24 protein-coding genes and 2 pseudogenes are annotated in these 20,499 nt (G+C 31.5%); 1 reads left to right on the plus strand and 25 read right to left on the minus strand.

Going from position 1 to position 20,499, the window contains the following annotated elements:
- The 21 genes and pseudogenes from ACTTKP_RS07160 to ACTTKP_RS07260 all read right to left on the minus strand — a co-directional run.
- Positions 1-55 (minus strand): annotated as a pseudogene (locus ACTTKP_RS07160) (hypothetical protein); the annotation flags it as partial.
- Positions 56-61: 6 nt separating this feature from the next.
- Positions 62-1,708: a recombinase family protein gene (locus tag ACTTKP_RS07165; RefSeq protein WP_037612763.1), complete on the minus strand. Its 1,647-nt coding sequence runs from the start codon at positions 1,706-1,708 to the stop codon at positions 62-64.
- A gap of 3 nt (positions 1,709-1,711) precedes the next feature.
- Entirely contained in the window at positions 1,712-1,915 is a 204-nt protein-coding gene (locus ACTTKP_RS07170) for a hypothetical protein (RefSeq protein WP_025271816.1), read from the minus strand.
- 61 nt (positions 1,916-1,976) lie between these two features.
- Positions 1,977-2,828: an ATP-binding protein gene (locus tag ACTTKP_RS07175; RefSeq protein WP_116479660.1), complete on the minus strand. Its 852-nt coding sequence runs from the start codon at positions 2,826-2,828 to the stop codon at positions 1,977-1,979.
- 128 nt (positions 2,829-2,956) lie between these two features.
- Complete coding sequence (locus ACTTKP_RS07180; RefSeq protein WP_037612768.1) at positions 2,957-3,721, minus strand: hypothetical protein; 765 nt, start codon at positions 3,719-3,721, stop codon at positions 2,957-2,959.
- A gap of 82 nt (positions 3,722-3,803) precedes the next feature.
- Complete coding sequence (locus ACTTKP_RS07185) at positions 3,804-4,829, minus strand: PDDEXK nuclease domain-containing protein (RefSeq protein WP_442553229.1); 1,026 nt, start codon at positions 4,827-4,829, stop codon at positions 3,804-3,806.
- A 314-nt stretch (positions 4,830-5,143) separates the two neighbouring features.
- Positions 5,144-6,778 carry a MobQ family relaxase gene (mobQ, locus tag ACTTKP_RS07190; protein ID WP_442553230.1) on the minus strand — a complete coding sequence of 545 codons (1,635 nt, stop codon included), beginning with the start codon at positions 6,776-6,778 and terminating at the stop codon, positions 5,144-5,146.
- A gap of 245 nt (positions 6,779-7,023) precedes the next feature.
- A complete protein-coding gene (locus ACTTKP_RS07195) occupies positions 7,024-7,353 on the minus strand; it encodes a DUF3847 domain-containing protein (RefSeq protein ID WP_037612772.1) in 330 nt (109 codons plus the stop codon).
- An 85-nt stretch (positions 7,354-7,438) separates the two neighbouring features.
- Positions 7,439-7,855, minus strand: a complete 417-nt coding sequence (locus ACTTKP_RS07200; protein ID WP_025271822.1) for a sigma factor-like helix-turn-helix DNA-binding protein — start codon at positions 7,853-7,855, stop codon at positions 7,439-7,441.
- A gap of 125 nt (positions 7,856-7,980) precedes the next feature.
- The gene (locus ACTTKP_RS07205; protein ID WP_442553231.1) at positions 7,981-8,712 is read right to left on the minus strand and encodes an ABC transporter permease; all 732 of its coding nucleotides are present in this window, start codon (positions 8,710-8,712) and stop codon (positions 7,981-7,983) included.
- The gene (locus ACTTKP_RS07210) at positions 8,712-9,443 is read right to left on the minus strand and encodes an ABC transporter permease (RefSeq protein WP_442553232.1); all 732 of its coding nucleotides are present in this window, start codon (positions 9,441-9,443) and stop codon (positions 8,712-8,714) included. Before ACTTKP_RS07210 ends, ACTTKP_RS07205 begins: the two co-directional genes overlap by 1 nt.
- Positions 9,436-10,359 carry an ABC transporter ATP-binding protein gene (locus ACTTKP_RS07215; RefSeq protein WP_025271825.1) on the minus strand — a complete coding sequence of 308 codons (924 nt, stop codon included), beginning with the start codon at positions 10,357-10,359 and terminating at the stop codon, positions 9,436-9,438. The genes ACTTKP_RS07210 and ACTTKP_RS07215 overlap by 8 nt, the downstream gene beginning before the upstream one ends.
- 51 nt (positions 10,360-10,410) lie before the next feature.
- Entirely contained in the window at positions 10,411-10,827 is a 417-nt protein-coding gene (locus tag ACTTKP_RS07220) for a DUF5301 domain-containing protein (RefSeq protein ID WP_442553233.1), read from the minus strand.
- A gap of 44 nt (positions 10,828-10,871) precedes the next feature.
- The gene (locus tag ACTTKP_RS07225; protein ID WP_316536999.1) at positions 10,872-11,639 is read right to left on the minus strand and encodes an ABC transporter permease; all 768 of its coding nucleotides are present in this window, start codon (positions 11,637-11,639) and stop codon (positions 10,872-10,874) included.
- 119 nt (positions 11,640-11,758) lie between these two features.
- Entirely contained in the window at positions 11,759-12,667 is a 909-nt protein-coding gene (locus ACTTKP_RS07230) for a sensor histidine kinase (RefSeq protein WP_442553234.1), read from the minus strand.
- Positions 12,668-12,670: 3 nt separating this feature from the next.
- Positions 12,671-13,369, minus strand: coding sequence for a response regulator transcription factor (locus tag ACTTKP_RS07235; RefSeq protein WP_025271829.1), 699 nt, complete (start codon positions 13,367-13,369; stop codon positions 12,671-12,673).
- 19 nt (positions 13,370-13,388) lie between these two features.
- Positions 13,389-13,601: a helix-turn-helix domain-containing protein gene (locus ACTTKP_RS07240; protein ID WP_442553235.1), complete on the minus strand. Its 213-nt coding sequence runs from the start codon at positions 13,599-13,601 to the stop codon at positions 13,389-13,391.
- 125 nt (positions 13,602-13,726) lie between these two features.
- Positions 13,727-13,879 (minus strand): annotated as a pseudogene (locus ACTTKP_RS07245) (Maff2 family mobile element protein); the annotation flags it as partial.
- Between the two features lies 1 nt (position 13,880).
- Positions 13,881-14,282: an IS200/IS605 family transposase gene (gene tnpA, locus ACTTKP_RS07250; RefSeq protein WP_442553236.1), complete on the minus strand. Its 402-nt coding sequence runs from the start codon at positions 14,280-14,282 to the stop codon at positions 13,881-13,883.
- Between the two features lie 896 nt (positions 14,283-15,178).
- Positions 15,179-15,418 carry a hypothetical protein gene (locus tag ACTTKP_RS07255; RefSeq protein WP_442553237.1) on the minus strand — a complete coding sequence of 80 codons (240 nt, stop codon included), beginning with the start codon at positions 15,416-15,418 and terminating at the stop codon, positions 15,179-15,181.
- Between the two features lie 131 nt (positions 15,419-15,549).
- Positions 15,550-15,822 (minus strand): hypothetical protein, encoded by a 273-nt coding sequence (locus ACTTKP_RS07260; RefSeq protein ID WP_442552574.1) that lies wholly within the window; start codon positions 15,820-15,822, stop codon positions 15,550-15,552.
- A gap of 248 nt (positions 15,823-16,070) precedes the next feature.
- Between ACTTKP_RS07260 and ACTTKP_RS07265 the strand changes: the two genes are divergently transcribed.
- Positions 16,071-16,277 carry a helix-turn-helix transcriptional regulator gene (locus ACTTKP_RS07265; protein ID WP_442553238.1) on the plus strand — a complete coding sequence of 69 codons (207 nt, stop codon included), beginning with the start codon at positions 16,071-16,073 and terminating at the stop codon, positions 16,275-16,277.
- A 144-nt stretch (positions 16,278-16,421) separates the two neighbouring features.
- Here the strand turns inward: ACTTKP_RS07265 and ACTTKP_RS07270 are convergent, their stop codons facing one another.
- The 4 genes from ACTTKP_RS07270 to ACTTKP_RS07285 form a co-directional block, all read right to left on the minus strand.
- Positions 16,422-18,035 (minus strand): ATP-binding cassette domain-containing protein, encoded by a 1,614-nt coding sequence (locus ACTTKP_RS07270; protein WP_442553239.1) that lies wholly within the window; start codon positions 18,033-18,035, stop codon positions 16,422-16,424.
- Positions 18,020-18,517 (minus strand): hypothetical protein, encoded by a 498-nt coding sequence (locus ACTTKP_RS07275; RefSeq protein WP_442553240.1) that lies wholly within the window; start codon positions 18,515-18,517, stop codon positions 18,020-18,022. The genes ACTTKP_RS07270 and ACTTKP_RS07275 overlap by 16 nt, the downstream gene beginning before the upstream one ends.
- Positions 18,507-19,832 carry a radical SAM protein gene (locus tag ACTTKP_RS07280; protein WP_442553241.1) on the minus strand — a complete coding sequence of 442 codons (1,326 nt, stop codon included), beginning with the start codon at positions 19,830-19,832 and terminating at the stop codon, positions 18,507-18,509. The genes ACTTKP_RS07275 and ACTTKP_RS07280 overlap by 11 nt, the downstream gene beginning before the upstream one ends.
- A 424-nt stretch (positions 19,833-20,256) precedes the next feature.
- Positions 20,257-20,499 (minus strand): hypothetical protein (locus tag ACTTKP_RS07285; RefSeq protein WP_442553242.1); only part of this gene is annotated, 243 nt, incomplete at its 5' end.

Here is a 20,499-nt window from a genome sequence, read left to right on the forward strand (position 1 = left end):
GAATCAGTTTTAGCCCTATTAAAACTATACCGCCTCCTGCCATAAGCTGCTTTATGGCTAATTAGAGATTGTAGCTGACCTGTAAGCTGTCTGTATTTCCTATGAAATTGTAATGTATTTCTATTATTTGGGTGATTTCTCCGTCCACTACTTCCTTTTCGTGAACATAGATTTTTGAGATGAGTTCATTTAAGGTTTCTTTGTCCAGCTTCTTAATATTCTTGTGTTTCTTGATGAGTTCTATCCATTTATAGACACCATTTTCATCTACTCTACTTGTAACAACTTTTCTTTCCATTTCCTCAATTCGCTTTGTTAAAAGCTCTTGCTCATCTTGAGATTTTTCAAGTATTCTTTGGAAATTGCTCTCGCTGATTTTCTTATTTATCCAATCATCATAGAGTTTCTCAATCTTGTTACCAAGCTCTGCCACTCTTTTACTATCTTCTTCAATCTTCTTTGCGATATAGATTTGTTCTTCTTCATTTTCTGTATCTCTTGATTTTTCAAGAGCCTTTAAGACTTCCTTTTCATCTTTTAAAGCGAAGTCTGCATTCTTTCTAATATCTGCAAGTACGATTTCATAAAGAGTATCAAAGTATATCCTATGCTGAGTACACAAGTTTTTTCCGTATCTGCGATAAGTGTTACAAGTGAGTATTTTCTCTTTTTTCTTTGAGTTGTTTCTTCCAAGATTTAAGGCTTTCCCACAATCAGGGCATTTGACAAGTCCTGCGAAGATACTTTCTTCTCCTGTCTTAAAAGGTCGCTTCCTACTTTCTATCTTTTCATTTGCCATTTTGTAGGTATCTTCTGAAACGATAGGTTCGTGGGTATTTTCTACAACTATCCAATCATCTTTTGGTTTGTCTGATAGCCAACCGATTTTGAATTGATAGTTTGCTTTCTGACTTGCCGTGTGTCCAAGATAAACAGGATTTTCAATTATCTCCTTGATTGTTGTACAATCCCACCAATACTCGCCGTCTTTTACGGTTTTTTCTAATTTGGTAAAAACATTTCTAAGTCCCTTTTTCCTGTTCCACCAAGTAGGTGTAGGAATTTTTTCATCAAAGAGTATTCGCCTTATTGCCTGTACTCCATATCCACTGATAGCAAGGTCATAAATCTTTTCCACTATCCACGAAGTTTCTTCATCTACCATAAGAGAGTAAGTATCATCAGGATTTTTCATATATCCGAATGGTGCAAGGCAGCCTGTAAATTTACCTTGTCTTGCTCTTGTAAGATATGCCGATTTCATCTTCTTTGAAACATCTCTTGAATAAAACTCATTTAGTACATTCTTAAAGGGTACTATCTCATTATTGTCCTGTAAGGTATCCACTCCGTCATTGACTGCGATATATCTCACTCCGTTTTTTGGAAAGAAATTCTCGGTATAATATCCTGTCTGAAGATAGTTTCTTCCAAGTCTTGATAAGTCTTTAGTAATGACTATATCAATTTTTCTTTCCTCAACATCTTTTATCAGTCTTTGAAATGAGGGGCGGTTCGTATTTAAGCCTGTGTATCCGTCATCGACATATACATCAGCTATATTCCAACCTCTTGCCTTGACATAATGTTCAAGCATATCCCTTTGGTTTTGTATGCTGGCACTCTCTCCTTTCTGCTCATCATCTTTAGACAGTCTGCAATAAATTGCAGTCCGATATGAAAAGTGATTTGAATTTGTTTGTATCATTTCCTATTCCTCCTTTGGATTTTTAGGAATGACACAACCCTCTCTAAAACTGTCTTTAGTATAGCACACTTTCTTATCTTTATCAATATTATATTGTGTATATTCAATGTTGTTGTCTTTTTTAATCAGCTTGATAAACGCTTCTGCTCCTGTTCTTTGTGTTGTATAGTTTCGTTTTACAATATATTTTGTCTTTTCTTTTTTCATCGATTGCTCCTTTCCTTGCAATTAAAAAAGCGATTAGAATTTTTTACTTTTCTAATCGCCTCTACTCATCTATTAAGTTTTGTGCTTTCTTCAGCTTTTCTTTACTTTGTATTTTTCTTCTGTCCACTCCTATAACTCTAAGGGGTAAACACATCTCTATTATCCTTGAATAAATCCTCCCAAGCATTATATCTTCCTGTTCTTTCTCTATATCCTTAAAATTAAGGTTTGTAGTTATAATGGTCGGTCTTGCCTTTAGGTATCTTGCATTTATCACATTGTAGATTTGCTCTAAGGCATATTCTGTATTTCTCTCTATCCCAAAATCATCAAGAATTAGTAAGGTTGGATTTGTTATTTGCTCAATATATTCGTTTCTATCAAGGTTAAAGCCACCTTTTTGTAAGTCATTTAGTATTTGTGCGAAATTTCTCATCTTAACTGTATAAGAATACTCTGTGATTATGGCATTGGAAATAGCACAAGCTATATAGGTCTTACCACTTCCTACATTTCCATATAAAAGCAAGCCTACATTGTCCTTTCTCATTTCTTCAAAATGCTTTACATAGTTTTTAGCTTTTTTGATGATTTCTTTATCGGTATCTTCATCAGCATTTTCAAAGGTATATGCTTTTTGATTTTTGGATATAAAGCAGTTTTGTCTTAACCTATCCTGTTCTATTTGCTTTTCTCTTTGTTTTTCTCGTTCCTGTCTATCTCTATCACATTTACAAGTTGTTCTGATAATCATAGGCTTATCCAACATCTGAATTACTTTGCCATCTATTATTTCATTACAAGCCTTGCAATAGATATGTCCGTCCTTTTCATGCTGAGTATCTTTGTTGTAGGTAAAATCTGTACCTCGTATTTTTGTAGTTACCATATTTTGATTTTCTTTGTTATTCATAACTTTAATTCTCCTTTTTCCTGTTAATTAGTGGAATGCGTTTTAAGGTTTTTTTATCTTTGGTGTATTCTGATACCTATTTTAGCTTTAATGCTCTAAAAACACCTTTCCACCTTGTTATATGATGTTTATAGGCTATCGCTATCCTCATAGTTGGTTGAGTAGGTTTTAGAACTTCCATTTTGAGTGTTTTTCTGTGTTAGTTTTTCTTTATCCTGTTCATACCAATTAAGAATGGTTACATAGTGGTCTTTATAATCTGTGCCTTTACTTTTAAGATACCTTGATAGCTTTTCAATCATGGTATCGGTATGACCTTGAAGCTTATCCTTTAGCTTATGGTATTCTTCGTCAGTTAATCGAACATTTTGATATTCTCCGTAAAAAGAAAAGGGGGCTGATTGGTTTTCTTGTTCTCCTCTCCCCTTATCTATACTAATCTTATCTAATCTACCCTTATCTATACTATGCGGACAATTGACGGACACTTGGTTGTCAGTTGGTTGACTTTTAGTTGACAAGTGGTTGTCATTTGGTATACCAAGATTTTCAAGCTTTATATACGCTCCATTCTCTGTTTCTGATAAGAATTCTTTTTCTTTGATATACAAAGTTTCTTTTCGTCTATCATTTCGGATATAGTTATTTATCTTCCAATGGGTAATGACTATAATTCCTCTTTCAAAGACAATTACAAAGCCTTTTGTAATTAAGATTTTTAAATCATCGTCATTTGCTCCTATGATCTTTATTATCTTCTTTGGATTATCCACAAAGCCGTCATCATCTGCCCTCATTGATAAATGAAAATATAGGCATTGGCTACTTAGTGGCATATCTAAAAATAAATCGCTATCCACTATCTTCAATGAAAACATTCTTTTATCTGCCATTTTCCATATCCTCCTCAAATAAAAAGAGAAGTATCGGCACCTTTGCTTTTACTTCTCTAAAATATTTCTGTAATTTTTACTATTATTTTTTCTTGTACTTTTTTACTACTCTTTCTACCTGTTCTTCTAATTGTTCTCTGTCTGGAATGTATATCGTATACTTAGAAGCAAATATCTGGTTAGATAAGCTACCAAGTGCATATTCTGCCTGTATGCTATCCTTGTTCGCACAAAGGATAATTCCAATAGGTTCATTATCCATTTCGTCATTAACTTCTGCTTTATAGTAGTTAAGATACATATTAAGCTGTCCTACTGCTTCTGGCATTAGCTTTCCTGTTTTTAATTCAATCAAAACATAGCTTCTGAGTATCTTGTTGTAAAATACCATATCAACATAATAATGGGTATTTCCAAGTGTTACCCTTTGTTGTGAGCCAACATACATAAAGCCTTTACCAAGTTCCAATAAGAATTTTTCTATATGAGTTACAAGTGCTTTTTCTAAATCACTTTCCATCATTGGCTTTTCTTCAGGTAGTCCTAAAAACTCAAATACATACGGATCTTTTATTACATCACTTGGCGTAGCTATTTCGTTTCCCTTTAGAGCTAAATCTAATACTTTTTCTTTATTTTCATCTCCACTTGATAGCAATAATCTCTCAAATAGTGATGTATTTATTTGTCTTTTTAATTCCCTTACAGACCAATTTGCATTGACCGTTTCTTTCTCATAAAAACTACGCTTATTCATATCGTCAATAGACAACAACTCACAATAATGCGACCAACTCAATTTAACAGACAGTGTCTGTTGAATTTCATATTCTTGATAAAATCTCCTCATAAACTGTAGATTAGAAACCGAAAATCCACGCCCAAATTCTTTAGTCAGCATTTTAGACAAATCTTTCAGTAGAGTTTTCCCATACTCAGCTCTATCTGAATGGCCTTGCTCATCTTCTACAATAATTCTCCCTATTTCCCAATAAGTTTTTACTAATATATTATTAACTTGCTTCGCTACATCAGTTCGTGCATTATCCATTAGTTTTTTTATATTTGCATAAACATCTGCATGAAGATTTTCAACTAAATTATTCATAAGTTTACTCCTTAACTCATCATACTATATTGCTAATTGTACCATAAATATTGAGTGTATTCAATATTTATATAGCTAAAGGAAGTAGTAATTTATGACACCCTTTATAGTTAATACACCCTGAAATATGAAGTCCTTATATAGCTGCCATCGTGAAACACGACACTAGTTATATGTGTCCCCGAAACAGGGACTCATCTTTATATCTGCGTTCACAAAATGGGTACGCAGCCTTATGCAACGAAATAGTGCGTCAGTTTGTAGTACTAAATGATTTGCTCACTCCCTACTAAAGGTTGTCCTATTTTATGATTTCATCTTTCTTGTTCCGTATATTTTTCTTTTGTCTTTTGTCTATACTGATCTCTTTTTTCTTGTTGTTCTTGGAATTTTTTCAATTGTGCAATTACACTTGGCTTTTCTCCTCTCTTAATTGCTTTGTCTATCTCTATGGATAAATCTATGCCATACTCATCATTGACAATCTTTACTGCATATTTGATATGGTCTATCTGCTTAAATTCATCTTGAATTTTGATTTTATCTTTGTTTAAGACTTCTATTTCTTTTTCAAGTTTTGTAATTTCTTTTTGCCAATCATTTAATTTTATGGCTGAAGTCCCAGTAAATTTTTCTATAGTCTTTCTTGCTCTTTGGTACTTATCTATTTCCTTTTTATGAGAATTATAAAAGCTGTCTTTGAATATGGTTTTGCTCTTATATTCCTGATAGACTTTTTTGTTTTCTTTTATAGAGTCTATGCAACTTACACATTGATTTAAGTCTTTAATTCTTTGTGTTTTTTCTTGAATATCACTGCTTATCTTTTTACTTTGCTTTGCAAGTTCAAAGACTTTTCCTTGTAGGTCTGCTATGGTTTGAAGATGATTATCTTTCAAATAGTAGATTGCTTTTACAAATCTCTTTAGGTCTACATTTCCCTTTTTTATCTGTCCATAGTATGATAAATTCTTTGTTTTTTCTCCCTGTATCTCGTTGTAGATAGAAATATACTCATAGAGGTTAAAGAGTTCTGCTTTGTTCTCCAGTTCATCTTTCTTGTCCTGTTTATACTCATCATATTTTGCTTGCAGATTTCCAAGTAAAGAGTCTATCCAAAAAGTTATTTCTTTTATCTTGCTCTTAATAGCCTTTACTAAGGAGTTGTGCTTTTTGATTTCTCTATTGATGTTTCCTTTGTCGGTTTCTATTCCTTTTTTCTCTAATGCACTGGCACTTGCTCCCATATGAATGGTTGGAATTTCTTCTATCCCTTGTCTTTTGTAGGAACGATGATCTACTCTTTTTTCCTGATGATTTTTTTCTAAATACTGATTACAAAGGCTTGCAAAATTCTCTCTCCATTTCTCTGCGTTTCCTTTATCGTTCCAGTCTGTCAGCTCTACTTTTCTTGTTTTGTAGTTCCCACTTTTTAGTTTTACCTTTTCTCCGTTTTCATCAAGGATATATTCTTTTTTTGATTTTGCTTGCCACTCTCCTTTTTCATTGATTGGTCTAAGGGTAGTCATAATATGTGCATGGATATTGTTGTTATCTTCACTTGTTCTATCATGTATTGCAAGGTATGCTATCATTCCTTTTGATACAAAATTTTCTTGTATGAAGTCTGTAATAAGTTTCTTGTTTTCCTCAAAGGATAACTCTTTCGGTAAAGCAATAATGAAGTTTCTTGCAAGCTGTGCATTGCTTGCCTTTTCATTTAGCTCCACGCTGTTCCATAAAAAACTTCTGTCTTGTAATTCTTTTGGTATGTTCTCCAGCAAGTAAATTTGCGAATGTAAAAGTCCCTTTTTATTATGGTAGTCGTGGACTTCTCCGTCCCATTCATTTTTGATCTTTTCACAAGAGATATATGCTGCACTTGCAACTGCCGATTTACTCTTACCTCTGCTTATCATGGAAATACTAAAGTGAAATGTTTCTGCCATCGGTATAAGCTCCTTTCATTTTTTGTTTGTTTTCATGTAAATGAAAAAGCAGATAGGCTATTTTTTATATATTTTCCTATCTGCTTTATCCGTATGTTTTTATTAAGTTTTGGATTTTCAAAGACTTGCTAAAATCCCTTAGTTTACTAAGGGCGCAATTATACACCCTAAAGAGTGCTTTGCGACCTGCGGTGCTTTTTGCCCTTGCAGGGAGCTTCTGAAAAAACTAAGATTTTTTATTTTATCTACTCGATGATTGTTTCATCTTCTATATCTTTCCCATTTATCATTTCTTCATAGGCTTGTCTGTATTCTTCTGTGTGAGTAGCAACTTTAAGTAATTCTTCTACCTCATCGTTAGTAAACATTAGAGGATTTTTAACCAATCTTTCTACTATCAAGCCCCTTTGTATGAGCCTATGATTTCTTCTTTTTCGTTCCTTTTCATTTGCCAACTTTTCTAATTTCTTCCCTTGATTTTGTAGTTGTTTCAGCTTTACATCGTACTTTTCTTTTTCTTCCTGAAGTTCAGAAATTTGTTCTTGTACTTCCTGTAATGTTTTTTCTTTCTTCATTTTTCATTCCTTTCGTCTAATCTTTTTCTGTTCTCATAAAGAAAGGCTAAATACCTTTCTTTGATACTTAACCTTTCATCATTTTTTAGATTTTATCTTCTAAAAATTTTCTCAACTTTTCTAAAATTCTATCCCTCCTCCCACTGATTGCTTGATGTGTAACTTTCTCTCTTCTGCTAATTGACCTTAAACTTTCTTCTTTGTAGAAGATGGCTTCCATTAACTCTCTTTCTTCTTTTGTCAGTGTAGCTAATGCTTTATTTAGTTCTTCAATTTGCATTTTTACTTCTACGATTTTTTCTAAGTCTATTTTTTCATCTATGATGTTATCTACAAAGTGTCCGTCATGGTCTAATGCTGAAAATGGTATTACATTATGCTTCCAATCTTTTCTTTGGAGATATTTTTCATGCTCTGTTATCTTCCAATAAGCTTTGTAGATTTCTTCACTTACGGCTACGGCTTTTCCTCTGATATAAATATAGTATTCTCTTTTGTCCATTGTGCGTTCCTCCCTTTTTATTTCTCTGTTTTGGTTTTTTGAGAATAAAAAAGGAGGACTTCTACACTTTGGCGTAAAATGTCCTCTTATAAATAATTCAGATTGATTTCTTCTGTTTTTCTCATTTACTTTTTACTAATACTTATTTTATTTAATATCTTATACGCTATTAAACAGCAAAAAGTATTTACAATTATACTAATCATAATTTCTATCGCTGATGTTTCATACGCTCCTGACAAAATAAACACAGATGATATTGGATAAATGGCTCTTAAAATTTCCTTTGGGGCAAAAAATATTCCCACAAAAGAGTATATCTCAGCGATAATCAGAGCTATCCAGTAGCTCTTTTTAACAAGTCCAATAAGTGCAATAATTGGAGATATTACCATAAAAACGCCTATTCCAGTTAATACATATACAACAAAATAGTGAACTACTTCACTCATATTTACTGCGTGTAAATGCAATACCGTTTCTATAATTAAAGATACCATAAACAATATTAGATAAATAAAAATGCTACCCAATAGAGTAATTATCATTTTGGCAGTTATCATATTTTTTTCATCTATCGGTATTAACTTCAATGATTTAAGTACATCTTCTTGTTCCTCACGACAAATAATATATCCTCCAAATAACGCTATCAGACTTGGCAATACAAAATATGTTGTTAAGGACTGAACCTGTAAAAAATACCATCCAAATGTGTCTATATACTTTTTGCCATCAAATGAAAATTGTCCTTGAAGAAATACAATCCCTAATGTCATTATAAGTGCAAATACAAGCAAAAACATCAATTTTGACCTGTAAAGTTTTTTATATTCAGCAAATAAAAGTGTCTTCATTACCATCCTCTCCTCTTCAATAATAATTTTGTAACTATTGAAAATCCAACTACCCATATCCCTATGCAAAGAAGAGAATAAAATATATTTATATCCTGATTTAATATTATTCCCGGGACATCCCTCAAAACAATTGCTGTAGAGCTTGATAATGGATGCACATACATATTAACCATCAAAATTACAAACCCTGAAAAAGCATAAACAATCGTCAAACAAATAGGTAAAATATATTTTTTTGTCAAAAATGCGACAGATAAAATAGGCAGCATAGAAACTGCTAAAAGTCCACTAATCTCAAAACACTTTCTAATAAGAAAAGCAAACAAAGAATAATCTATCTCTATATTATGAATAATTTTCCCAAAAAGAAGCGTAAATAGAATTGACAGACTCATAAATACTAAAGTGTAACTAAGCACAATTACAAATTTGCTAATCAAAAATTTCGTCTTTTGTACCGGAACAATCCATAATGCTTTAAAAGTATCATTCTCATACTCTGCCGACACAATCATTGTAGAAAATATTCCTAATATTATTGGCAAAATCAGCCATAAATTATAACTAAATATTGTCCATTTGAAATATTTCATTACATTGTCTGAAAGGTCTATATTCCCAAAGTATATAGTGGCAAGTAATGGCATTAGGAGTGTTGCCAGAAACATCATCAAAACAACCTTTTTCCTTTTTAATTTAAGAAACTCTACTTTAACTAAATTAAGCAATTCCCTCTCCTCCGGTTATTTTCTTAAAGTAATCCTCCAAAGAATCATTACATGTTTGTGATGAAATCACTGATATTTCATTCATAACCAACAACTTGTTAATTTTTGCCATATCTAATCCATGACTATATATCCTTATATGATTATTATCTTCAACGGAATAATTTGTTATTCCAAATTCTTTTTCCAAAATAGTGGCAGATTTTGATACATCTGATACTTCCAAAATAATATACTTTCTATTTTTCTTATTTAATTCTTCCATACTGTTTTCTTCTAACAAAACTCCTTTATCTATAATGCCCACTGTATCAGCAAGGAGTGTTATTTCAGATAGAATATGACTGGAAATTAAAATCGTCTTTCCTTTTTTTACACTTAAATCTTTTATAAAGCTTCTAACTTCTGCTATTCCTATTGGATCTAATCCATTTGTTGGTTCATCTAAGATTAAAACCTCAGGATCATGTAAAATTGCATTAGCTATTCCCAGTCTTTGTTTCATTCCTAAAGAATAATTCCCAAAAAGTTTTTTATCTTTATATGGCAGACCAACTACTTCTAAAGCATTTTTAACTGCATTAGGAAAAGCCGTTCCTCTTAACATTGCAAATATTTCCAAATTTTCTGTCCCTGTAAGATTAGGATAAAATCCGGGTGTTTCAATAATTGCACCAATTCTTGGATAAATCTTTTTCTCGTTACCTTTTATGTTTTGATTGAAAACACTTACTTCACCATTCGAAATATCCGTAAGACCCAATATCATCTTCATAATGGTTGTTTTTCCTGCTCCATTTCTCCCTAACAACCCATATATAGAACCTTTTTCAATGTGTAAATTTACAGAATTGACAACCATTTGTTCTCCATAAACCTTTGTCAAATTCTTTGTTTCGATAATATAATTTTTCATTTCACTTTTTCTCCTTATTTTGTAACATCATTTTCTGCACTCTATTACATATTATTTTTTGCTAATCAAATCACTAATATTATTAAAAATTCCCTGTTTTAATTTCCAAATCCCAGTATAGGGCTGTTCAATATAACAGTTACCTTTTTCCTTATATAAATATGCTACACTTGGATTTTTCCCCTCATCTTTGTGATAGAATTTTATTATGATATAGCTATCAACATTCGTAGGTTGGTCGTTTACACTTTCCGTATTATCATTTTCTGAATTGTCTTTTATATCACTAATCAGTTTTGATATTTCCTCTTTATCACTAATTATCTTAAAGATTTCAGAAGTATTTTCAATAATTTCTACTTCTGTTATATTTTCAACTTCGGGCAACACTATTTCTTTTTTATTTCCGCATGCCGTTAAAGCTAAAAAACAAATTGCAATTAGTATTATTACAGTATATTTTTTCATTCTCTCACACCTCTATCTAAAAATAATATTTTTTACAAATTAGTCTAATAATTTTGTTTTTTCATGGATTTTATACCGAGTAGAAAAAATAGAATTCCGATTATTGCAATAAAAGATAAACAACTAAACGGTGATGCATTTAGCGGATATCCTCCAATACTATTTTCTACCATTTCTTTAGCAGCAGATGATACATTTTGATAGACTCCTAATAAACTTGCAAGTGGATGTATAGGTATTAAAGTTGATGCACCAAATATCGAGGCGCCTACATAAATCAAGCACATAGAAATCGATAAAATATAACCCTTAGAAAAAGTAGCAATGTAAATCACTGGAAGCATTGCAATCGGAATTAACAAAGCTGCTACTACATATAAAATAGTGGCATCTTTCAATGTAATTAAATTAAAATCTACGAATCCGGCACTTAATACTGCACCCAAAACTGATGACATATATGTTAATACCATCAAAAATATAGTCAGTAATTCTATCAAAATAAATTTCGCAAAAAATACTTCAAATCTACTAACCGAAGTTATTAGTACATTCTTTAATGTGTCATTCTTCCTTTCGTCAAAAAATAACATTGTAGAAATCATTCCAATTACGATTGGCAAGAACACAAAAGTTATATTCTTAAATGCTAAACAATATAAGTCTCCAAAACTATCCATGATAGGACTTTCTCTTGAAATTGAAAATGCTCTTTCAATTGCAAACAAATTCAAGATAACAGTTAGTATAATAATACCTATCAAAATTTTACTTCTCTTCCATTTTTTTATTTCAGCTTTTATCAAGAACATATCGCACCTCCTTACAATAAATATTGTAAATGATTAACCTTGCCATAATCTTGCGACACTCTTGTTTTTATCTTGCTTCAATAAAAAAAGCCCCCTAAGAGGCTTCCTAAATCAGCTATTTACATTGCAAACTCTACAGTAAAAACAGTTTTTATATTTGGCACACTACTTACGCTTATTTTAGCATTATTTACTCGCAATAATTCTTTGGAGATTGATAATCCAAGCCCTGAACCTTTTGTTAATCTTGAACTATCTGCCTGATACATTCTGTCAAATATATATGGTAAGTCCTTTTCACTTATACCATCTCCATTATCTAAAATCGTCAAAATAACTTTTGTATCCGATTCTTCTAATTTCAAATGTACTCTATCACAATTACTATGAACAATAATATTGTTTATAATATTGTTTAAACTTCTAAAATAAGCATTTTCATCTATCCTTATATTACATTCCTGTTCCGGAATTTCAATTTCATAGCTTATATGTTTTTCTTCAAAAACAGGAATCCAATCACTTATGACATTTCTTGTTAATTCGTTCAAATCCTTATCCGCAAAAGAAAACTTCCATTCTCCTGAATCCAATTTTACCCAATCAAAAAGTTTTTCTACAAAATCCTTTAAGTAATGTGCTTTACTTAAAGAAACTTTTATATAGTCATCTTTTTCATCACCTGTAACAAGTCCTTCTTTAACGGCTTCCAAATACCCAACCATAGATGCTAAAGGAGTTTTTACATCATGAGATAAACTTGTCATGAGTGATTTATATGCCTGCTCCGACTGTTTTTGCTCTATTAGTTTATTTTGACTTTGTAGTGTTATCTCATTTATATCGTGGCAAATTTTTTCTGTAGTATCATTTTTCTTAATTAAAATTCTACGATTGTAATCACCATGTTTGATATCAACAAGTACCTCCCTAATCCTATCTATTTCCTTTTTTATATGCGTGATCTTTTTTAATAAATATAGGATTACACATAAGAGCATAAAGATTATAATGGTTTTTATATCCATACATTATTCCCCCTTACTAAAACGATAACCCACGCCTCTTACCGTCAAAATATAAGTTGGTTCTTCAGGATTAGGTTCTATTTTTTTTCGGAGTTTACTTATAAAGGACATGATATTGCTATCATCAAAAAGGTAATCTTCTTCCCATACATTTGTATATATTTGTTTTTTTGTAAAAATCCTCCCTTTATTAGATGCGAGAAAATATAACAAGTCAAATTCTTTACTTGTTAATTCGATACTGTTATTACTTATTTTTACAGTTCTATTCTCTTTATCTATTCTCATATCTTCTATTATGATTTCATTAAGCTGATCTGTACTTTTCTGATTAAAGTCTGTGAATCTTCTGACCATAGCTTCAACTCTTGCTTTAAGTTCATTAATATTAAACGGCTTCGTTAGATAATCATCCGCACCTTGTTTAAGCCCATAAATTTTCGAATCATCATCGGACTTTGCGGTCAACATTAAAACTGGAACAGTGTATTCTTCTCTTATCATATCCAAAACTTGAAATCCATCAAAATCAGGAAGCATAATATCTAATAAAATCAAGCACAGATTATTTGCACTTCGGATTTTCTTATATCCATCCAATCCGTTATTGGCAATATCTACAGAATATCCGTCTGTGCTTAAACATTTTTTAATTAAATTACATAACGCAATATCATCATCTATAATTATTATCTCTTTCATATCTCATAACTCCATATACTTATACAATATAATCATCATCAAATGAAAATACATCATTTGGTGTGCAATCTAAAGCCTTGCATATTTTTTCTAAGTTTTTTAGTGTTATAGGCTTATTCTTTCCCATCTGTGCCATAACGTTGGTGGTAAGATTTGCCATAGCTATTACATCAGTTTTCTTCAAGCCTTTTTTGGCTAACTGTATCCATAACGGTTTATAATTTAATGCCATACTAATCCTCTTTTCTTTTAATACTATATTTATAAGGATTATACCATAAATATTGGTTATATTCAATTTATATTTGAGTATCTGTTTTGTTTTAGAGATTTTGTTGTGTCATTCCGTCTTTATTTCGCCATCAATTGCTTTATACCTTGTGATTTTGCACCCGGATTGTCAGAACCGTATCCCTCAAGCAGGTTAATTACTCCCCACGCTCCAAGTCCTGCTCCGATTGCTGTTACCAATATTTTTAGTACATCCACTGCCTGTGTAAAAAATTGCATATTATTTTTCCTCTGTTAATTGGTTTCGGATATATTCTTCTATCTTTTTTGCATTTTTCCCTACTGTATCTACATAGTAGCCCCTGCACCAAAAATGCCTGTTGCCATACTTGTATTTTAAATGCGCATGTCTTTCAAATATCATCAACGAACTTTTCCCTTTCAAATATCCCATTACCTCTGATACACTATACTTGGGTGGTATTCTTACAAACATGTGTATATGATCCGGGCAAGCTTCTGCTTCTATTATCTCAACTCCTTTTCTCTTACACAACTCCCTGAGAATTCTTCCTATATCTGCCCTCAGCTTATTATATATAATTTTTCTCCTATATTTTGGTGCAAATACAATATGATACTTACATTCCCATGTAGTATGTGCTAAACTATTCTTGTCCATATTGGATACCTCCTGTGGTATTATTGTTGTGCGGTCGCCAAACCTGTACTTATTATACCACAGGAGGTCTTTTCTTGAAGCTAAAGCTATTTGGGAACTCACCGGCATAGCCGGTGGTTTATTTTTATTGTGATATACAAAAAAACGGTAATGATTTTGTCGTCATTACCGCTTAAAATGGATGTTCCCTGCGGGAATCGAACCCCGGGCTAAGCTTAGAAGCTAAGGTTTGTACTATAATTTACTAATATTATCTGTCAACATAAGTGGGTGAAAGCAGCTTATTTTCTAACTTTCCTGTAAACTCATGTCAAAATAAGAAAACCTGTTTTATCCCTTGTAAAAGTATCTTTCGGTGCTTGTCCGGTGCCCAAAGCACCGAAAGGATATAACCATTCAGTTCCATGGAGTTCCTACCTTTGGCTACCATTGTCAAAAAGCTTGCAACAATGATTGCTCTGTTTTCTTATTAGATTAAATACATTATAGCGTTAATTAGGTCGGATTTCCATGGTGGATGACTATAAAATATTTTTTTATATTGTGCCTTATCTATTGCCATTTAATACTTGTCATAGACACCCCCAATGGAAAATGAGTAATCTGATACAATAATGATTACATATTAAATTCATTCTTTATTACATAGCCAAATAAATCCTGTGGAAGAAGTGTTAAAACTTCCATTTTTTCCCATCAATACTTAATTGATATTCATTTATAGCCTGATTAATTGAATCTAAATCATCTGATGTAAACTTTCCAGTCTCCTTAGCTTGCATCAGTTGATATATATTTTTTTCTCTTTAAAATAAATTTCATCCATTATCAAATTGTTAATATCATTATATGTTCCAATTTTATTAATTTTATAAGATCCATTTGGTTGCTTCATTTTATACCATTTCATCTTTCAAATTACTATTCAAGTTAAGTGCATCTTTCATAAAATCGTCTAATAAATTAAAACATTTACTTTCTAAATCCAATAATCCTTTTATTAGTTTTTTAAAATCTTCATTTTCTGTTGGATTATTATTCCCACAACGATCTAATTGCCATTTTATAAATTGAAGGCTAATTTCTTCACTAATATTTTCTTCACTAATTGTGTGTGCTCCAACAGTACGCAGCATATTTATGGTTTCACTTATACATTTTATCTATTTAGCATTTTTCTGTTTTTTAGGAGCTATTCCATTTTGTCCATATAATCGTGTGACTAAACTTGAATCAATAATCACATTATATAAATCAAATATTGCCTTTATATATTTTGCATTAAATTACATGTTCCCCCTATTCTTTCTCCAATATTATTAGCAAAAACTCTTACTCCTCTTTTTTTCCCCATATCCATGGGAATTCCAGATACTTCTAAATATCCCAAGGTCTGATTATCTGAATTATAAAGTCTACCTGAATACTTTTCAGATATTCCTGGTTCTTTACAAACTATATATGGAACTCTCATTCTTGCTTGAGATGCAAAAGAAGCTGTACCCTTTTTATCCATACTCGCAATAGTCTTATATGCCATTAAGTAATCATCAACCGTTTGAATTATTGATAATATCGGAACCAATCCTGATAACCCTTTCCGCAACCTAAACAAAGAAGGAATAGATAAGGTAATAGAATATACCCGCCTGCTTGAAAAAAGCGGTGATTACAAAATGACAGGGAGCTTATATGGATTGAACAGACTGAACAGCTCATTTAAGATTTTGGGGCGTGTTTTATCATAATAAAGATTTAAGAAGATTTTGGCGAGGGGCGGTTGCTATTATGAATACAGATACAATAATCTGCAGATTAAAAGAAAAACGGACAAGCCTCGGCTTCACCCAGCGGCAGGTCGCTGAAGGAGCCGATATAAATGTCCGTACTCTGATAAATATTGAAAAAGGCAGGGCTATTCCCAATCTGCTGTATGCTATGAAGCTTGCTAAGTTTCTGTGGATGATGGTGGAAGAGGTGTTTGAATACAGATGAATTTTTCAAAACTGCGAGACTCATAGTTGTCAATACCATTTAATTAAATATTGGTAAGATTGCTACCATTATAATAAAAAAAGATCCTATTTTTAGGACAACTGTGTATTAACAAGCAAATATTATGTACTAAAAGGGAAGTTTTCAACCTAATTTAAATATTTCATCAGCCATGCCACTCACCATAGTATCATGTGTAACAATCAAAATAATTCTTTCTTTCTTTATATTTTGCAAGCATTTCATAAAGTTTACAATACTTTCCCTGTCAAGTGCTGAAGTCGGCTCATCAAAAATCATTAAACTGGCACTTTCTTTCACCATAGTCCTTACCAAAGCTATTTTTTGTTTTTGTCCACCTGATAAATTATTGCTCCCTGCTGAAATTAAAGTTTCAAAACCTTTTTCTAGATTTGATACAAAATCAAGCATGGGAATTGATTTATAGTATTCTATACTTTTAGGGATATCAATGCCATAATTTAGATTATTTAGTATTGTATCTGGAAGAAGATACGGTTCTTGTTCACAAAATGCAATATGCTCTTTTCTTACATTTTCCATGTTCAGAGAATTATTTACAGTATGATTTACCTTCACCTCTCCATTTGACGGTTTCAAAAGACCTATTAACACTTTTATAAGAGTTGACTTTCCACTTCCATTATTTCCAACAACAGCAGTAATTGTATTGTTTTTAAATAAATGGTTTTCTCCATTAAGAATCAAATTATTTGAAGTGCGATAATAAAAAACAACCTTGTCTATAGCGAGCTCTTTAATTCTTTCTACATTACCTTCTCCCTTATTTTCTACCGGTAAATTAAGCAGGGCATTTAGACGAATTGATGCTACATCTTTCCTATTTACCCCTTTAAAAAGTTCCATTACTTCTGAAAGATTTGAAAAATACATTTGTAAAAGGGTAACAATCACAAAAAATACTGCCGGTGTTGACTTTCCTTTAAATAACATAATCACCGGAATAATAATCGTCATTATCTGTGTAAGCATACTTATCATGTTGCTCAGAAAAAAATCAAAGTTTAAAAATTTAAGTGATTTATCTACAAATATTCCACCAACTTTTTCAAAACGATCTATAGTTCGTTTATACCAGCTATTTGCCTTAACTAAAAATACATTCAGAAGTTCTCCACCCAAAACTCCAAAGTACTCTTGTTCAGCCTTAAGCATATCAAAATTAAGCTTTTTATATCTACTTTTAGTTATGAAGAAAACAAACATATAAATTAAAGATGCCAATATCAGAATAATTGCTCCATACGCTGAACTTCCTCCGCTTACTATAAGTATTAAGAGTAATTTCATAAGCTTAATTATCAGGTTAGGAAGCCCCGATATCATATAGTCCGATATAACAACAGCATCATTATTTATCTGCTGTGCCAACTCAATTTTATCCCTATGCATAATTTCTTCCAGTTCTATATGCATAATATGGTCTAAAGCCTTACTCTCAACATAAATCATACCTTTGTTTGATAAATAGAAATCAAGACATTTATTTACAATTCTTGCTATCAGAACCCCAGCCAAAAGAATAATTAAAAATGCCAAATCATCAAACAGTTTGTGAGAAGGCATAGAAGCTACCACAATATATTTGTCCATAAAGTTTCCGGTCTTATAAATGACTGCCACAGAACCAAATTCAACAATAACTAAGGTAATTAAAAAAAATGTCATAAATAAAAAATTTTTAACAATAAAGTGCCTCATCAGCTTTCCGTCCATTTACTTACCTCATTTAGAACAATATTTTCATGTTTTTCAACTTCAAGTTCCAATTCTTCTATGTTAGATATTGGTTTTTCACAAAACAATCTATCTACATATATATGAATCAATTCATGTACTAATATATTAAGCTGCATCTGTTCTGCTGATGCAGATAAAAGTATATGATACTGATTTGGTATGAATAGAGTCAGCCCATTAAGTAAAAATCCATTTTTTGCAATACCTAATTCAGTATCTAAAAAAACAAAGATTATATCAGGTAATACTTCATTTTTATCTTTATTCCCCAGATTTAAAAAATATTTGTTTAAATAAGATATTATAGACTCTATAATTTTAGGAGTATCTATTTTTTCTGATAATATCAGTGTATTTTCATATATTTTTATTACTACTTCACTTCTAATAGGAGAAGACAAATTCTTATTTCTTAAAATTTTTGTGGTGTGCTTATTAATAAAACATTCAATTTTCATCTGTCACCCCCAGATACTCCAATACTTCCTTTTCATATTTATAAATAAATGCAAGTAAGGAATCATAGACACCACAATAAAATTCACACAAACCTATCTTAGATTTATCATCTTTGTATTCAGTATATAATTCTCTTGCACAAACACCACACCTTACTTTCCAAGTACAATCTTTACAATAGTTTGGATAGCGTTCAGCATTTGACATTTTCATTTTTTTTACTCTTTCACTTTGTTTTAACATTTCTTCAAGAGATCTGTCTTCACTTACCAATCCTAAACAAGCATCTTTAATAGAACGCCAGTCTTGGCAAGGATAAAATTCACCTTTTGAGCTTAGGTGTATCTGATTTCTGCCGGCTCCACAAGGTGTCCTAAAGCACATATGTGGCTGCCAGTCCAATAATGCCCAAAGAAAATAAGATAAATTTGCTTCTCTATATCCTTTAAACTCCTCTTTTAACAGTATTTTTTTAGCCATTTCGATATATGCAGTTATATATTTAGATGCTCTTTTTTTAACAAAATTTGAATCTGTCATCTCTTTTGTGCTTCTGCCAATTGCTGTAAGTGTATTAAGGCGAAAATCTTTAATTTCATATTGCTTTGCAAAGTGAATAAAGTCATCATACTGATCAGGGTCATATACGACTCCTAAAATGCTAAATTCAACATTCATACTTTTTAGCAATTCAATAGATTTAATAATTCTATCATAGGCAGGATTTCCATTACTATCTATTCGATTAGCATTCCATTTTGCATACCCATCTACGCTTATGCCAACAGAAAAGTTATTATCAGCAAAAAATTTCGCTATCTTGTTTGTTATCAATACTGCGTTTGTCTGTATGCAATATCGTATCTCAATATCACATTCAGTAGTCATTGTATTTATTAAGCTAACAGCTTGCATAATAATCTCAAAATTTATCAACGGTTCTCCACCTGAAAATTCTATACTTAGTGTTGAAGCAAGATTAGGCAATTCAAAAATCTTATTTAACCCACTATGTAGTGCGTCTATTGAAAGACGATTACCATCGCTTTCTGCCGATACAGAGCAGTATTTGCATCTTAAGTTACAAATATTTGTTGTATCTATAATAATTAGATTAAAACAATCATTACATGGTTTCTCTACCCCACATAACCCCGGTGTTTGAATATTCTTGCAAATTGATAAGATATAGTCTTTGATTTCTTTAGTTGGACAGACCCAAATCTCTGATTCAGACATCTCATTAGTTAAATTTTCAACATACCATTCTCCTGTACTTTCATTCACAAGAGCAATAGTATCTTCATTGTCCATGCCCATGTTCTCCGACAAGCTTAATCTTTCTGAAAGAACTAGCTAATTTTACTTTTTTGATTAGTTCATTACTTTTCATAAACTTTTACCTCCTTGAATAGCAATATTTTAAGTATTTTTTCATCAGCTGATACTGTAATTATACGCTTATGATTATAAAACCACCATACCAAAACCTGATTTTAAAATATCAGGTTTTGGTATGGTGGTTTTTCTATATCCATAATATGATTTCCTTATCAAATTTACGGAGGTTGTTCATTATGAAAAAATGTTTCAAAAAAATTGTATTAACCTTAATTTTAGCTGGATTAACTAGTAGTATTGTCTGTCCTCACCTAAATTCTATTACATCTTTGATTTATACAAATACATATATCTCTCCTTTTTCCATACCTAATACACCAAAATCTGTAAATGAGTACTAATCCTTATATATGCTTTCTCCATACCATTCTTTAAAAGCCTCACATAGTGGGGTTTTTTCTCTTTCTCCAGCCTTCATTAGCTCAAATAGCTGATAACTTTGCTTATATTTTTCCTTACTATTTTCATTATTTCCTGTCATTCTATCAGTTGTATAAGTCTTCTCTTCAACCAAAAATCCTAAATTATCTCCTCTATTGCACCTAATATAATATTTAATAGCTTTATCAGCCATATTAAT

This window comes from Catonella sp. (genome assembly GCF_052169795.1).
Classification (GTDB): Bacteria; Bacillota; Clostridia; order Lachnospirales; family Lachnospiraceae; genus Catonella.